We start from the raw sequence: 14457 nt of genomic DNA on the forward strand, positions 1-14457 counted from the left end.
GTCCGACCGGCTACGGACGCGCGCCGAGCGTGTCCACCATGGCACGCTCGAGGACCGCCGTGGTGGCGAGCAGCATGCCCTTCTTCAGCCACCGCGTGTCCTCGGTCTGCACCTTGCGCCGGCCCAGGTACTCCAGCGTCGTCCGGTCGAAGATCCACTCGGTGCGTGCGCCCTTGTCCTCCCGGGCCACGGCGATCCCCTCGCGACCCGCGGCGTCCTGGGACCTGTCCACGATCGTCACGCCGGGGATCCTCGCCACCGCCCGGTACAGTGCCGCGCCGAGCGCGGGCGGCAGCACCTCCTGCTCAAGCAGTGTGCCGATGGTGTCGAACGCCCGCTGCTGCCTGGTCGTGCCGTCACCCTCCTTCGTCTCGGGATCGGCGTAGATCGCCTTCAGCAGGTCGTCCGGGTTTGTCGGCAGCTTGGCGAGTTCCTCGTACCGGTGGCGATACTCCACGTCGCCCTGGTCGTACTCCTCCTGCCGGCCGTTGTCGATGATCAGCCCCTTGCCGTTGAACCGTCGCTGCTCGACCCAGATCTCTCGCCTGACCATGGGCTGCATCTCCATCGGGCCCTCACCCGGCATGGTCTGCTCCCGCACCGGGACGGCGAAGGCGTACAGGGTCCTGCGGTAGGAGTACCGGCCCCCCTCCGCCGAGGACCTGGCCGCGACCAGCGAGATGCGTTCCAGCTGCCCGCTCACGTCGTCGGAGCTGGCCGTGCCCAGCGGCACCACGGCCAGCCGGCTCGCCGCCACCGACGTGCCGGCGGGCCGCCGTCCGGGCTCCGGGGTCGCCGCCGGCCCGGCTCCCGCCAGGAGCACGGCCGCACCGACGGCCAGCGCCGCCGCGCCCGCCAGCCCCGCCAGGAGGGGCCGGGGTCGCGTACGGAACGCACGCCGGGTGCGGGAGGTCCTGTGCTCGTCGTTGGCGATCTCGGCCATGAAGTGCTCCCTGAGGATCCGGAGACGGTCGGCGTCGAGATTCGAAGTCGCGGGCACCGGGAGCTGGTCCCTCCGGTCCGCCGGCTGATCGGTGCCGCGGTGCTGGTGCGCGTTCATCGGATCGTCTCCTGTGTCGACCGGGCCGTCTGGAGACGGCTCACCAGGTGCTGTCCGCCGGGCAGGGGCCGTTCGGGTTTCGCACGCATCTTTCTCAGTTCCTCGTCGGTCAGCTTCGCGAGGCGGGTACGCGCGCGGGACAGGCGAGAGCGCACCGTGCCCTCCGGAATGCCCAGCGCCTCGGCCGCGGCGGCATGGCTCAGCCCGGCCCAGACACACAGCGTGAACACCTCACGGTCGACCCGGCGCAGCCTCGCCAGGGCCGCCCGTACGGCATGCAGTTTCTCGGCGTCGCCCATCCGATCGACCGTCTCGTCGGAGAAGTCGCTTACGACCTCTCGCGGAGGCAGCCTGGCCAGCGCCTCGCGGTGCCGCCGGGCGGAGCGGGCCACGTTGCGGTGGACATTGCCGGCGATCCCCAGCAGCCAGGGCAGCAGGCTGTCCCCTTCGGGAAGCAGCCGGTGACGCCCCTGCCAGGCCTCCAGGAACGTCACCGAGACCACCTCCTCGGCGACCTGCGGGTTCCCCGACAACCGCAGGGCGTGCCGATAGACGGCCTGGGCTTCCCGGTCGAACAGCTCACCGAAAGCGGCGCGGTCGCCCTGCCGCACTCTCTGGCGCAGTGAATGGTCCACACAGCGTCCTGTCCGCCATCCGCCGGCCGTTCGAGTGATCCATCTCACACCGGTCCGCCACGCCTGTTTCTCGGCGTCCGGTCTACGGCCGTCACAGCGCTGCGTAGCATCGGGCTCCGTGATCGTATGGCTCAACGGCACCCACGGCGCGGGCAAGACGACGACCGCTGCCCTCGTGCAGCCACTGATCCCGGACTCACGGGTGTTCGACGCCGAGAAGGTGGGCGAGACGCTCATGGACATCACGCCGGGGCTGCCGGCGACCGACAACTTCCAGCACTGGCCGCCGTGGCGGCCACTCGTGGTCGAGACCGCCCGCCGCGTACTCGACTACGCCGGCGGCACTCTGGTGATGCCCATGACCGTCCTGGTCGAGCAGTACTGGCGCGAGATCAGCGCGGGCCTCACCCGGCATGCCATCCCGGTACGGCACTTCGTCCTCCACGCCGACCAGGACACCCTTCGCGGGCGCATCGAGGGGGACACGCTTCTCGGCCCTTCGCCCTTCCGTCTCAGATACCTCGAGCCCTACGCCGAGGCGGCCCGCACGTGGCTACACGACGAGGCCGAGGTCGTCGACACCACGCACCTGACGCCCGCCCAGGTAGCACTGCAGATCGCAGAGGCCGTCAAAAGTTGAGGTTCGCCCCCACGCGGAAACCGTGCAAGCCGTAGGCGGTTGCATCGCCCGGCCGCAGCGGCGGCTGCTGGTCGGCCCCGCCTAGGGTGGGCGCATGGCCGAACGGCGTCCCCTGATCACGCGCAGGCTGCGACCGGGACACTGGGTCGCCGTCGACGCGTTGGCGGCCGTTGCCCTCGCCGCCGGATTCTCGGTGGCGGCGGTGCTGGCGCCGGAGTCCGCCGGAGTGCCGCCGTATGCGGCTGTGCCCATGATCGCGCTGGCCTGCCTGCCGCTGGCAGGGCGGCGCCGGTGGCCGGTGCTGGTCTGGGCGCTGGTTCTGGTGGCGGCGGTGTTCGCGCCGTTCGCCGGGTGGGAGGAGGCGTTCGTGCCCTTGGCGGTCGCGCTGCACGCGGTGGCGCTCCTGGAAGCGCGCCGGACGGTGGTAGCGGCGCTGACGGCCACGCTGGCGGTGACCGCCGCCGGTGCCGCGATCGGCTCGCCCTCGTGGATGGAGGCGGTGTCGGCGTGCGGATTCGCCTGGCTGGTGCTCGGACTGGCATGGACGATCGGGCTCGCCGTACGGGAGCAGCGCGCGTACGCCGCGCAGGCCGTCGCACGGTCGGCGCAGGTCGCGACCACGGCGGAACGGCTGCGCATGGCTCGTGACGTGCACGACGTCGTCGCCCACAGCATGAGCCTGATTTCCATGCGGGCCGGCATCGCCAACCACGTCGCCACCACGCACCCCGAGGAGACGGGCGAGGCCTTGTCGATCACCATCGCCGCGTCGTAGGGGTGATCGACGGTGACCACCGCGTACCCCCGGCTGGCCAGCTCCTCGACGACGCCGGTCCCGTACGCGCGCGAGGCGTTGGCGCCCGGCGAGTACAGGACGACAGGCATCCTGCCCAGGCTCGTGTCGACGGGCGCTCCCTCGTGACCGTCGGTCCTGTCCAGCAGCACCGAGCCCGGCTCCAGGTCGTTCATCTTCAAGTACCGATCCGCCGCCGCCTTCGGCATCCAGGGGGCGACCGGGTAGGCCTCCACGTCCCGGGCCGGGTACGACAGGCTGACCATCAGCTCCCGTTTCCTGCCGGAGCCGCTCCAGGGATCCGGGCGGGACTGGTCGACCAGATGGACCGAGACGGTCCCCAGCGGATGCGGGCCCGTCGGCTTCGGGACCGTCAGGCGCTGCGGTGGGATGGAGCCACATCCGGCCAGCGTGAGGGCCAGGGCGGTGATGATGAGTGTCCGTTTCACCCCATTGACGATGCCGGTCGTGTACGGCTGCCGCCTCTGGCGTGGGGAGGATCTCCGGCTCAACCCAGGAGGGTAAAGCTCGACGACAATCGTTTTTGGGGATGATGCTTATTGCGCCGGCCTCTACTTACGAGGTGCCACTTTGTGGATCCGAACCCCGTACGAGCCCGGGCACCCTAACGGGCGATCACCTGCACCTCGGGAAACCGCGAGGAATGTCTGTCGAGCAGGTCGCCTTTGCGCCGTAGATGGAGATCGAAGAAGGCCATGGTGTAGGCGCGGGTGACGGCCACGGAACGCGCCGCCGACAGTGTCCCGTTTATCGCTCGCAACTGCTCCTTTGACAGGCCGATCACCGGGGCCGCCTGCTCGTACAGCAGCGGCAGGTCGGTATAGGAATTGTGCTTGGCCCCCTTGGTCTTCACGTGCAGCCGCCAGCCCTTCAGCCGGGACCAGAATGCCTTCTGCCCGGGGATGGACTTGTCGAAGATCTCGGCCTCCATGAGCATGTACGGCTTTGCCAACCCTTTGGCGGCCACCTTGCCGAGGGCGGGTCCGTCCAGGTTGAGAACCGCCTTGACCCGCCGATCCTCCAGCATCGTCGCGGCGGCCGTCGCGCCTCCCGCGGAATGGCCGAACATGCCGACCCTGCTCAGGTCGAACGCGCCATGCAGCCCCTCCGGCAGTTTCCGGCCTTCAGCATCGGGGTTCCGCCCCTTGTTCAGCTCCTTGAGCCGGTCCAGCACGAAGCGCGTGTCAGCCACCCGCACCTTGATCTCTTCGGCCTTCTCGTCCAGCCGGCTCACCGGGACCGGCTTCAGGACACGGTCGGTGACCGTGCCGTCGGGGAACTCCACCTCGCCGGCATCGCCCGGATGATCGATCGTGACCACCATGTAGCCCCAGCTGGCCAGTTCTTCGACCGTGGTGGTGTTCATGGAACGGTCGGCGCCGTTGCCGGGCGAGAACAGTACGACGGGCAGCCCTCGGCCCGCCACACGGGCCCCTTCGCGGCCATGGGTCGAAGGCAGGCTGACAGCCGCAGGCGAGAGGCTGTTGTCGCGATAGAAGGCCTCGGCGGCGCCAGGCGGCAGCCAAGGTGCGGCGGGGTGGCCGTCCGGACGACGCGTGGGGTACCACAGGCTGATCATCAGCTCACGCCGGTCATGTGCCTTGATCCACGGGTCGGCCCTGGAGCCGTCACGCAGGTGCAGCGCGACAGTGCCGATCTCGCGTGGACCTGTCGGCTGGGGCAGGGCCACAGTGACGGGCTTTGACACGGCCTGTACGGCGGGCCCGGTGAGCAGAAGGCCGACCGTCGCGGCTGAGGCCACGCCCCCTCTGAGCAGTGCGCAATTCATAACGGCCACGCTAGGGAGGCTCGCTGTCCGGAAACTCCCCACCGGAGATGATTTTGGCACTCGTACGAATGAAGGAAGCACCCGCCCACCCGGAGGGGAGGTCAAGGCCAACTTGAGCTTGACACTGAGGGCACTCCCCGCTAAGCCCTGCCATCCCCGCCGCGACGCGGAGACCATCGCACTGTGCTGTCACGTACGGAATCACTAGGCTTGCTCGGCGTGCTGTCGGGCTGGCTGTGGTGGGTTGTGCCGCTCATCGTGACCGTGGCGCTGTACGGCCTGGCCCTGCGGCAGACGGCAGGGGTGGCCGCCGGGGGCGTCGTGGTCGCGTTGGTGCTGACCGCGGGGACGGCGAGCGCCCTGGGGGAGTCGCCCAGGTCCGTCACCGGCGTGACCCTGCTGGCCGCCGGACTCGCCGCGGTTACCTGGGCCCTGGGCAGGGCGCGGCGGCGCGGCCGGGCGACACGCCGGGCCGTGGCCGTCTTCCGCGCGGCCGCGCCCGATGTGCCGGGCGTGGCCGCCGAGGCCGAGCGGCACCGGATCGCCGCCGAACTTCACGACACCGCCGCCCACAGACTCACCGGCATCGCGGTCGGTGCCGCCTCCGCCTTGCGTCTCGCCGACCCGGCTCTCGTGGCGGAGGCGGCCCGGTACGCCGCCGAGACCGGCCGCCTGGCCGCCCAGGAACTGGAGCGGCTGACCACCGGTGGCACCGGTAGCGGCTCGGCCGATCTCTCCGACGTGGACGCGCTGGCCGCCACGTGGCCAGAGCCGCGTCTCACCTACGTCAGAACAGCCGGGAGCGCCCCGTCTGAGATCGCCGCCATCGCGTACCGGGTGGTTCGCGAGGCGCTGACCAACGCCCTGCGATACGCGCCGGGAGGCGCCGTACGGGTCGGCGTCGACCGTGAACCCGGCCGCCTGGTCGTCACGGTCGTCAACGATCCTGGGGAGCCGGTCGTGGACAACGCGGACGTGGCACGCGGAATGGGCGGCGGATACGGGCTCGCCGGGCTCAGGACGGCGGTGGCCGCCTGCGGAGGGTTCCTGTCCGCGGGCCCGGATGACCGGGGATGGGCCGTGCGCGCCGAATTCCCGCTCACCTCTGACGAGGGCCCGGCATCGACGTCGTACGAGTGGCGTGGCCGGCAGGCGTCGGACGCCGCGCTCGCGATCCTCGCGGTGGCGCTGTCCATCGGTACGAGCCTGTTGACGACCGACACGCCGGAGAGTCTCCCCGGAGAGGCCGCCCTGCTGGTGCCGCTCTTCTTCGCGCACGCCCTGCCGCTCGGCCTGCGCAGGCGGGCGCCGCTTTCCAGCCTGGCGGCGGCGTTGTCGGTCTATCCGGTCCTGCTCGGCGCCGGACTCCTCGGCTGGACGAAGCAGCCCGCAGGGGACGTGTTCCTGTGGTGCCTGTGGGTTGAGCTGGCGCTGCTCTACTCGCTGGGCGCGTACGGCCCTCGCGCACGCCGGCGGTGGGGGGCTCTCGCCACGGCGGCTGTGGGGGCGACAGGCGGGCTTGCTCTGGCGTGCGGGCCGGGGATCGTGGGAGACCGGGCAGCCGCGTGGGCGGTGCTGGCCCTGGGCGTCTCGGTCCCGTCGGCGGTGGCGTGGGGGCTCGGCCTGGCGGTGGGGTCAAGGCGTGCGCGGCGCCATGCGGCCGTGGCCTGGGAGCGGGATCTGCTCGGCCGCCAGACGGCGACGGTCGTGCTGGCGGAGCGGAACCGGCTGGCGGCGGGCCTGCGCCGTTCGGCCCTGCGACATGCCAGGGCCATCGTGGTCGCGGCGGACGCGGGGCGGCTGGACACCGTGCTGGCCGAGGCCAGGGCCGGGCTGGCCGCGCTCAGGGAGTCGCTCAGCGAACTGCGTCGCCAGAGCGGCGACGACCCGCCCCCGACCATCGCCGGAATCGCCCTGCTCGCCGTGCGGCACCAGGGCACCGTCCGGTACGCCGGAGCCCGCCGCGAAGCGTCCCCCAGCCTGGAGGTCGCCGCGTTCAGGGTGGCCGAGTTGATGCTGCGCGGCGGCACACGGGATGAGCGGGAGATCACCGTGGCCTGCCGCGCCGACGGCGTCGCGGTCTCGGGGCCTTCCGCCACGAGCGAGGATCGGCGGGTTCGGGCACTGGCCGACGCGGCCGGAGGTAGCGTCTCGGACGCCGGGGACGGGATGGTGAGGGTGTGGCTTCCGGAGGTGCTCCCTTGATCAGGGTGACGGTCGCCGATGACCAGGCGGTGGTGCGGGCGGGCATCGCGGCGGTCCTGGACGCCGAACCCGATCTGAGCGTCGTGGGCCAGGCCGCGGACGGAGAGGCCGCCGTGGCGCTGGCTGTCTCGCTGCGGCCCGATGTGGCCCTCATGGACATCCGGATGCCGGGCCTGGACGGGTTGCGGGCGACCGCCCGGATCGGAGCAGAAGCGCCGGGCACGCGGGTGGTGGTGCTGACGACATTCGGCCTCGACGAGTACGTGTTCTCGGCGCTGAGGGCCGGCGCCGGCGGATTCCTGCTCAAGGATGCCGAACCGGAGAGAGTCGCCGACGCGGTCAGGGTGGTGGCCTCGGGAGACGCCCTCCTCGATCCGGGGGTCACCCGGCGCCTCATCGATCGGTTCTCGTCCGAGCCGGAACCTCGTGACGCCGCCGTCCTCGGCACGCTCACCCGGCGCGAGACCGAGGTGCTGACGCACGTCGCCCGCGGTCTCACCAACGCCGAGATCGGCGAGGTTCTCCGGATCAGCCCCTCGACCGTCAAGGACCACGTCGCGGTGATCCTCGCCAAGCTCGGCGTCCGTGACCGCCTCCAGGCGACCATCACGGCGTACGAGACCGGCCTGATCCTCCCGGGCAGGCGCTGACCCCCGCCGTACGGCGGGGGTGACGACGGTTCCACGGGAGGAGGTCGACGCGTGTTCGGCTTCCTAGCGTGGCTCGCATGAGATCCAAACTGTTGTCCGGCGGCGCGTTGTCGCTCGCCGGGGTGATCGCGGCCGCCGTGGCCGGGATGGCGGCCTTCGTCGGGACGGCCGCCGCCGTCCCGGCCGTGAAGGTGTTCTCCGCGGCCGGCCTCGTCGCGGCGGCGGGAACCGCCTGGGTGTTCGGGCGGGCCGCGACAAGGCGGTTCGGCAGCCCGCGGGCGCTGTGGCCGTACGTCGCCGGCGTCGTGCTTGTGACGGCCGGACCCGCGGCTCTCACGGCGATGCGCCCCTTCCCCGTGCCGCCGACGGCCGCGGCCCCGCCCGGCGTCTCCCACTGGGACCTGCCCACGGGATCCCGCATCGACTATGTGAAGATCGCCGCGTCCGGTAAACCGCGCCCAGCGCCTGTGATCTTCCTGCACGGCGGCCCCGGGACCCCCGGAGAGGGCGTACCGGAGGGCGGGCGGGAGCTGGCCGCGGCCGGTTTCGACGTTTACGCCTACGACCAGGTGGGCGCCGGCCGCTCCACCCGGCTGGCCGACGTGAGCGGCTACACCGTCGCCCGGCACGTCGCCGATCTGGAGGCGATCCGCCGCGCGATAAAAGCCGAGAAGGTCATCCTCGTCGGCAGGTCATGGGGCGGGACCCTGTCGGCGGCGTACATGGCCGCCTATCCCAGCCACGTCGCCAAAACCGTGCTCACCTCACCGGGCGCGATCTGGGAACCGGCCTTCCCCGGTGGACCGGGCAGTCCCTGGGATCGTCTCCCCCCGGCCCAGGCCGAACGCGCCGACGAGCTGACCTCCAATCCCCGGTTCCTCCTCCAAGCGCTCCTGCTCCAGGTCAACCCGGCTGCCGCGCACGCGCTCGTGCCCGACGCCGAGGCCGACGCGTACTTCCGCGAATTGCTGATCACCGCCAAGGACGCCACCGGATGCCCCGGAAGCCCGCCCGCCCCCGTCCACGACAACCCGCCCGGCTTCTACACCAATCAGATGACGTCCGCCGACGCCGCCACCGTCCCCGACCCGCGTCCGAAGCTGCGGACCGTCCATGTGCCCACGCTCATCGTGCGTGGCGAGTGCGACTACCTGAAATGGGCGGTCACCTACGAGTACCGGCGCACGCTTCCCGAGTCGACCCTCGTCTACGTGCGCGGCGCGGGGCATTCGATCGCCAACGGCCGCCCTGACCTCTACCGCGATCTGCTCATGACGTTCCTTCTCGACCGCCCGCTGCCCCTCCCGCCGGTCACGTCGGCGGACGAACCCGCCTGACCCGCGCGACGGCGACGACCTGAAACAGCCCCGGAGCCCTTGCGAGGTAACTCGAAATCCCGCTCGCTCAGCGAGGTGCGCGCACGAATGACGTGCGCCCGGAGAGCCGGAGAACCCTTCTCCGAAGCTCTGGTGCGCCCCGAACTGCCCTAACGTCAGCGGCTCGACCTGCTTTGGGCAGCCCTACCTGCCGGCAGCCCGCGGAGTCGGCTCTCCTACGCTCCGCCAACGCGGCAGGAGTGCTGCTCTGGGCGAGGACTGCGGATGGTGGATGTCATGGCGGACGCCTGGGGCGTTCACCATGACGACGAGGCGGGGTTATCTGGTGGACATGAGGGTGGGGCGGGGTGCCGGCTGGATGCTGGCCGGCTCGGTGGTGTCGGTTGCGGGCGGCGTGGCTACGAATCGGGTTGAAGGGCCGTGGTGGGTACAAGGGGGCATGGTTCGTCGCTGCGGTGGTGCTGGCGGTGGTGGGCCAGTGGGTGGCGCGGCGCACCCCCCGAGCGTGATCGCCCTGGCGCGTCTGTCACAGGGTTCCCGGTGGTGGTGCAGGTGTCCGCCGCTGTCTCGGATGAGGCGAGGCAGGGTGAGGGCGGTCCGGTGGTGGTGGGGGAGCTTCCGCGCGAGCCGGTGGGCTTTCAGCCTCGGCCGGAGTTGATGGCGCGGTTGGAGGAGGAGGTCTTCACCGCGGGCAAGCGCCACCTGCTACGCCCATACATGAACAAGTCCTCCGCTTCTAGGCTCCACAGCAGAACCAGTGATCCTGTGTTCCATGTCGGGTGGTCGAACCCGGTTGCCCGAGCCCGACCCCCCACAAGCATCGCCGATGGGCTGCTTCAGCAGCCCGCGACGTAGTTCAAGCTGCCGAGGTGATAGGTGAAGGTGTAGCTGTCGCCCAGCTTGTTCAGCGTGATGCAGTTACTGTCCGGGCCCCAGTCGATGACGACCTTGGAGCGGACCGGGTTGCCACCGCAGTAGTTGTCCCGGTACTCGACGTAGACGCGGCCGGGGGACGGGAAGTACTCGAGGCAGTCGCGGACCTGCTGGTCGGTCGACGCCTGCGAAGGCGTCGGGAAAGCCAGGATGGCCCCACCGATGAAGGTGGCGGTGAGGATGGATTTCAACTTCCGGTTCATCAAACCTCCATGCGTTTCAGGTGATGACCGGAGTCTTGCGTCACACGAGATCCCAATCGAGGAGCTTGACCGGAGGTTAACCGGCATTTACGACTTCCGCCTCAGCGCCCGTACGAGTGACCGATGTGCTCGGCGTTGCTGTCGGCCCTGGCGCGAGGTGATGCTGCCCCGCACCGAGGTGGAGTTCATGGCGGCCGACACGGCGCTGGCCGAGGCCGCGATCCTCGCCGCCGCCATGCCGCAATCACGACCGCTGATGTTGCGGGTGCCCGCCCGGCCGAACAGGTCGGGCGGGCGCACAGACGGCCGGCGGTTCCGCTGGTCGACCGGGCGGCGCTCGGCCAGGGGCCGGGTGGTGTTCGCCTTCACCCCGGCGCACGACATCGTCACGACCGCCCGGCGGGTGGCGCTGTTACGGGAGGAGTTGCGGCGCCGTCACTCCTACTCCCGGTACATCCAGGACGGCCGCGCATGATGCCCCCGGAGCATTTCAGTCCTCACGTGCCGTTTCCTCCCATGCCCACCGGTCGGGAACTCGTTCTGGCCTGGACATGCGATTGCCTGGTGACCTTCTTCGAGCTGATCCAGTCGGGCGGGGTCGCGTTCATCAGGAGAACGATCCAGGACGAGCGTGCCCGCGCCGTCGCGCCTCATCCTGCCCACGGCGCCGGCTGGGCCGGCGCTGTGGGACGAGTGAACCGGCGACTGCACAACTGCAACCGGGCAGGCTTCCGAACGATCACAAGTCGGGAGTCTGCCCAGGTCATTGAGGGTGGGGCGCCAGGGACTCGAACCCTGAACCGACGGATCAAAAGCGTCCTTGATGGGCGTCGCCTAATGTCATCGAGTGCCGCATCATGCCGTTCTGTCCGCCTTTGCCTCCCGGCGAATGTCGGACGATGACGCCGTGTGTCACGCCGTATCCCGTACACGCGAGCGACCACCGAGCAACCATGCGTCCTGACCACTGAATTCGTCGACGACTCTGCGCACTCGCCGACACTGGTGCCGTCATTACAGTCGGAGCGTAGGTCGCTTCGAAAGCGTGGTGCAGGCGCTCAGCGCGGCGTTTCGCCGGGATGACCCACTATGGGACGGCCTCCTCGACGACTATTGCCCACGCCTCGTCGAGATGGGATTCTCAGGCTTCTTCAGGGGAGCCGGCTGGCTCGATATGGCCGCCGGTTGCCCAGCGTGCTCGGCGTATCGGCGGGTAGGGCGTAGGCAGCGATGACCGGAGGGAGGCAGGGCGGCGATGAGGCGGCATCTGCCCAGCGCGCATGGCCATGCCGGGCTGCCCGACCAGAGGTTGCTGCAGGCGGCCTTCGACAGCGCGGGGGCGGGCATCTATCTGACTGATCTTGCTGGCCTTATCACTATGGCGAACCTGCAGGCCGGGGCGTTGCTGGGCCGTCCCGTGGCGGAGATGCTGGGCGCCGATGCCCACGATCTGCTGCACAGGGGTGCTGACGACGGGCTGACTCCTCGCTCCCCCTGTCGGCTGATGGGAGTGCTGGAGCACGGTCGTCCGGCGCGTGGCGACGAGTCGATCTTCCTGCGGGGTGACGGCGGCCTGCTGCCGGTCTCCTTGTCGGCCGCTCCGATAGTGCAGGAGGGCGGGCAGGTACTCGGGGTGATCGTCGTCTTCACCGACATCACGGAGCGGCTGAACCTCTCTCGTCAGCAGGCCGGCCATCTTGCCATGTTGGAGGACTTCAACGCCCGCCTGACGCTGCTTACCGAGATCACGTCCGTGCTGACCCAGACGCTGGAAGTAGACGAGGCCCTGCAACGGCTGGGCAGGCTGATCGTCCCCCGGTTGGCCGACTGGGCGATGGTGGATCTGCGTGTCGAGCACGACGAGGTGGAGCGGGTGGTGGTGATCCCTCCTGCTGATCAGGCGGCGGGGTCCCCGCTGCCCGAGCCTCCCGGTTCCCTGCTGGCGCGGGTGCTGGATCGAGGTGAGACCGTCTTGCTGGGGCCGGGTGACATAGCCCGCAAACCTGACTCCGGCATGGCCGCCGCACAGCGTGAGCTGTTCGCGGCGCGGGGAGCGGTGTCGGCGATCATCACGCCGCTACGCACCCAGCGGCAGGTGCTGGGAGCTCTCACCGTGGCGCGTACCGACCCGGCCCGCCCCTTCGACGCCACCGATGTGACGCTGGTCACCGACATCGGACGTCGCGCGGGGTTGGCGGTGGGCAACGCGCGCCTGTTCGGCCGGCAACGCGAGGTGGCCGAAATGATGCAACGTCACCTGTTGGCTCCGCTGCCGCAGGTGGGCCACCTTGAGATGGCCGCACGCTACCTTCCGGCCTCGGTGGGGTCTCAGGTCGGGGGCGATTGGTACGACGCCTTCCTGCTGCCCGACGGCGTCACCGCCCTGGTCATCGGTGACGTGGTCGGCCACGACATCAGGGCCGCCGCTGAGATGGCCCAGCTGCGCAGCATGGTGCGCACGCTGGCGTGGGACCGCTGCGTGTCGCCCAGCCTGGTCGTCAACCGGGTGGACCAGGCGATGTCCGCCGTCACGGACGTGCCCATGGCGACGATGATCTTGGCACGTGTGGAAGGCTCCGAAGATGGTCCCTGGCGGTTGCGCTGGAGCAACGCCGGGCATCCGCCGCCCCTGCTGGTCACCCCTGACGGGTATGCCCGTTATCTGGAACAAGGGCAGGATCTGCTGCTCGGGCTCCGCCTGGGCATCGAGTCAACCAGGCGCGACGCCGTCGAGCCGATGCCCGCTGGGAGCACCCTCGTGCTCTATACCGACGGCCTCGTCGAAAGTCCCGGCAGCGACCTGGCCACCGGACTGGCCCGGCTGCGGGCGCAGGCCGCGGCCATAGCTCACCTCCCGCTGGAGGACGTGTGCGACGAGATCGTGCGACGCATACCCCACGGGACCACCGACGACGTCGCTCTTCTCGCGTTACGCCTTCCCGCGTGCGGCGCCGGCGCCTGATCGTGTACGCGCCCGGCCTACGGCTTGTTCCCGGTATCCGACGGCCATGCGGCCCCGGACTCTCGCCGAGCCCGGGGCTCTCTCATGCCACAGGTTGACCCGCCCGTGCTCATGCCGCGGCCTTGAGCGCACTCGCCGACGGTTCGGCCGCCGAAGGCCGGCCCGGCCCCGGCAGGGCCATCCGCAGGACACGCTTCCAGACCGAGCCGGCCTGCCGGACCAGTGAGCCGGACACGTAGGGGAGGCCGAACCGCTCGCACAGCGCGTGGACCCGCGGCGCGATCTCGCCGTACCGGTTGCTGGGCAGGTCGGGGAACAGGTGATGCTCGATCTGGTGGCTGAGGTTGCCGCTCATGATGTGGAAGAGGCGTCCGCCGTCGATGTTGCACGAACCGAGCAGTTGGCGTACGTACCACTCGCCGCGGGTCTCGTTCTCGAGCCGGTCCTCGGTGAAGACCTCGGCGCCCTCAGGGAAGTGGCCGCAGAAGATGATGGTGTGCGCCCACACGTTGCGTGCCATGTTCGCGGTCAGGTTGCCGAGCAGGACGGGCAGGAAGGCCGGGCCGGCGAGCAGCGGGAACGCGACGTAATCCTTGATGATCTGGCGCCGTATCTTGGCCGCCACGACGCGAAGCTGGGCCAGCGCCTCCTTCGGATCCTTTCGTCCCGACGGGATGCGCTCCAGCTCCAGATCGTAGATCGCTATGCCGTACTCGAAGAAGAGCGCCAGCAGCGCGTTGTACAGCGGCTGGGCGAGATAGATCGGATGCCACCGCTGCTCGGGGCTGATTCGCACCACCGAATAGCCGATGTCGCGATCCTTGCCGAGCACGTTCGTCCAGGTGTGGTGGACGAAGTTGTGCGAGTGTTTCCACTGGCCGGCGGGGGAGGCGGTGTCCCACTCCCACGTGGTCGAATGGATCTTCGGGTCCCGCATCCAGTCCCACTGCCCGTGCAGGACGTTGTGACCGATCTCCATGTTCTCCAGGATCTTCGCGACCGCCAGTGCCGCCGTTCCGGCGATCCATGCGGGAGGCAACCAGGAGGCGAACAGCAGCGTCCTGCCGCCCAGCTCCAGCTTGCGCTGGACGGCGATGAGACCCCGGATGTAAGCCGCGTCCCGATCACCGAGGCTCGCGAGCACCTCGTCGCGGATCTTGTCCAGCTCGCGGCCGAACCTTTCGGCGTCGACAGAGGCCGGATCGAATGTGGCAGACATGTCTGTTCCT

At 70.0% G+C, this 14457-nt stretch carries 12 protein-coding genes and 1 pseudogene; 7 read left to right on the top strand and 6 right to left on the bottom strand.

Annotated features, from left to right (window positions below):
• Positions 1 to 10 precede the first annotated feature (10 nt).
• Entirely contained in the window at positions 11 to 1060 is a 1050-nt protein-coding gene (locus F5972_RS24780) for a CU044_5270 family protein (protein ID WP_150936419.1), read from the bottom strand.
• The gene (locus tag F5972_RS24785) at positions 1057 to 1695 is read right to left on the bottom strand and encodes an RNA polymerase sigma factor (RefSeq protein WP_150936420.1); all 639 of its coding nucleotides are present in this window, start codon (positions 1693 to 1695) and stop codon (positions 1057 to 1059) included. Before F5972_RS24785 ends, F5972_RS24780 begins: the two co-directional genes overlap by 4 nt.
• Positions 1696 to 1813: 118 nt before the next feature.
• Between F5972_RS24785 and F5972_RS24790 the strand changes: the two genes are divergently transcribed.
• Both F5972_RS24790 and F5972_RS24795 read left to right on the top strand, forming a co-directional pair.
• A complete protein-coding gene (locus tag F5972_RS24790; RefSeq protein WP_150936422.1) occupies positions 1814 to 2335 on the top strand; it encodes an ATP-binding protein in 522 nt (173 codons plus the stop codon).
• A gap of 94 nt (positions 2336 to 2429) precedes the next feature.
• Positions 2430 to 3110 (top strand): histidine kinase, encoded by a 681-nt coding sequence (locus F5972_RS24795; RefSeq protein WP_150936424.1) that lies wholly within the window; start codon positions 2430 to 2432, stop codon positions 3108 to 3110.
• Positions 3111 to 3154: 44 nt separating this feature from the next.
• Here the strand turns inward: F5972_RS24795 and F5972_RS39460 are convergent.
• Together F5972_RS39460 and F5972_RS24805 are read right to left on the bottom strand one after the other, a co-directional pair.
• Positions 3155 to 3577: pseudogene (locus F5972_RS39460) on the bottom strand (hypothetical protein); the annotation flags it as partial.
• A gap of 176 nt (positions 3578 to 3753) precedes the next feature.
• Positions 3754 to 4938 (bottom strand): alpha/beta hydrolase family protein, encoded by a 1185-nt coding sequence (locus tag F5972_RS24805; RefSeq protein WP_191910302.1) that lies wholly within the window; start codon positions 4936 to 4938, stop codon positions 3754 to 3756.
• Positions 4939 to 5157: 219 nt separating this feature from the next.
• On the opposite strand from F5972_RS24805, the gene F5972_RS24810 reads away from it, so the two are divergent.
• The 3 genes from F5972_RS24810 (at position 5158) to F5972_RS24820 (ending at position 9130) form a co-directional block, all read left to right on the top strand.
• Positions 5158 to 7143: a sensor histidine kinase gene (locus F5972_RS24810; RefSeq protein ID WP_150936429.1), complete on the top strand. Its 1986-nt coding sequence runs from the start codon at positions 5158 to 5160 to the stop codon at positions 7141 to 7143.
• On the top strand, positions 7140 to 7793 hold the full coding sequence (locus F5972_RS24815; RefSeq protein ID WP_225311828.1) for a response regulator: 654 nt from the start codon (positions 7140 to 7142) through the stop codon (positions 7791 to 7793). Before F5972_RS24810 ends, F5972_RS24815 begins: the two co-directional genes overlap by 4 nt.
• A gap of 77 nt (positions 7794 to 7870) precedes the next feature.
• Complete coding sequence (locus F5972_RS24820; protein WP_150936431.1) at positions 7871 to 9130, top strand: alpha/beta hydrolase; 1260 nt, start codon at positions 7871 to 7873, stop codon at positions 9128 to 9130.
• Between the two features lie 836 nt (positions 9131 to 9966).
• Here the strand turns inward: F5972_RS24820 and F5972_RS24825 are convergent.
• Positions 9967 to 10266 (bottom strand): hypothetical protein, encoded by a 300-nt coding sequence (locus tag F5972_RS24825; protein WP_150936433.1) that lies wholly within the window; start codon positions 10264 to 10266, stop codon positions 9967 to 9969.
• 160 nt (positions 10267 to 10426) lie between these two features.
• Here F5972_RS24825 and F5972_RS37465 point away from each other — a divergent pair, with 160 nt between their 5' ends.
• Positions 10427 to 10741 (top strand): hypothetical protein, encoded by a 315-nt coding sequence (locus F5972_RS37465; RefSeq protein WP_191910316.1) that lies wholly within the window; start codon positions 10427 to 10429, stop codon positions 10739 to 10741.
• A 780-nt stretch (positions 10742 to 11521) separates the two neighbouring features.
• On the top strand, positions 11522 to 13228 hold the full coding sequence (locus F5972_RS24835; RefSeq protein ID WP_150936437.1) for a SpoIIE family protein phosphatase: 1707 nt from the start codon (positions 11522 to 11524) through the stop codon (positions 13226 to 13228).
• Positions 13229 to 13337: 109 nt separating this feature from the next.
• Here the strand turns inward: F5972_RS24835 and F5972_RS24840 are convergent, their stop codons facing one another.
• Positions 13338 to 14447, bottom strand: a complete 1110-nt coding sequence (locus F5972_RS24840) for a fatty acid desaturase family protein (RefSeq protein WP_150936438.1) — start codon at positions 14445 to 14447, stop codon at positions 13338 to 13340.
• Between the last annotated feature and the right edge of the window lie 10 nt (positions 14448 to 14457).

Origin of the sequence: Microbispora cellulosiformans (genome assembly GCF_008728085.1) — a bacterium.
Taxonomy (GTDB): domain Bacteria; phylum Actinomycetota; class Actinomycetes; order Streptosporangiales; family Streptosporangiaceae; genus Microbispora; species Microbispora amethystogenes.

What these genes read in the sequence shown, in the direction of transcription:
- F5972_RS24825 (WP_150936433.1), bottom strand. Translation starts at nt 10,266, where the DNA reads ATGAACCGGAAGTTGAAATCCATCCTCACCGCCACCTTCATCGGTGGG.
- F5972_RS24780 (WP_150936419.1), bottom strand. Translation starts at nt 1,060, where the DNA reads ATGAACGCGCACCAGCACCGCGGCACCGATCAGCCGGCGGACCGGAGG.
- F5972_RS37465 (WP_191910316.1), top strand. Translation starts at nt 10,427, where the DNA reads ATGCTGCCCCGCACCGAGGTGGAGTTCATGGCGGCCGACACGGCGCTG.
- F5972_RS24835 (WP_150936437.1), top strand. Translation starts at nt 11,522, where the DNA reads ATGAGGCGGCATCTGCCCAGCGCGCATGGCCATGCCGGGCTGCCCGAC.
- F5972_RS24820 (WP_150936431.1), top strand. Translation starts at nt 7,871, where the DNA reads ATGAGATCCAAACTGTTGTCCGGCGGCGCGTTGTCGCTCGCCGGGGTG.
- F5972_RS24805 (WP_191910302.1), bottom strand. Translation starts at nt 4,938, where the DNA reads ATGAATTGCGCACTGCTCAGAGGGGGCGTGGCCTCAGCCGCGACGGTC.
- F5972_RS24795 (WP_150936424.1), top strand. Translation starts at nt 2,430, where the DNA reads ATGGCCGAACGGCGTCCCCTGATCACGCGCAGGCTGCGACCGGGACAC.
- F5972_RS24840 (WP_150936438.1), bottom strand. Translation starts at nt 14,447, where the DNA reads ATGTCTGCCACATTCGATCCGGCCTCTGTCGACGCCGAAAGGTTCGGC.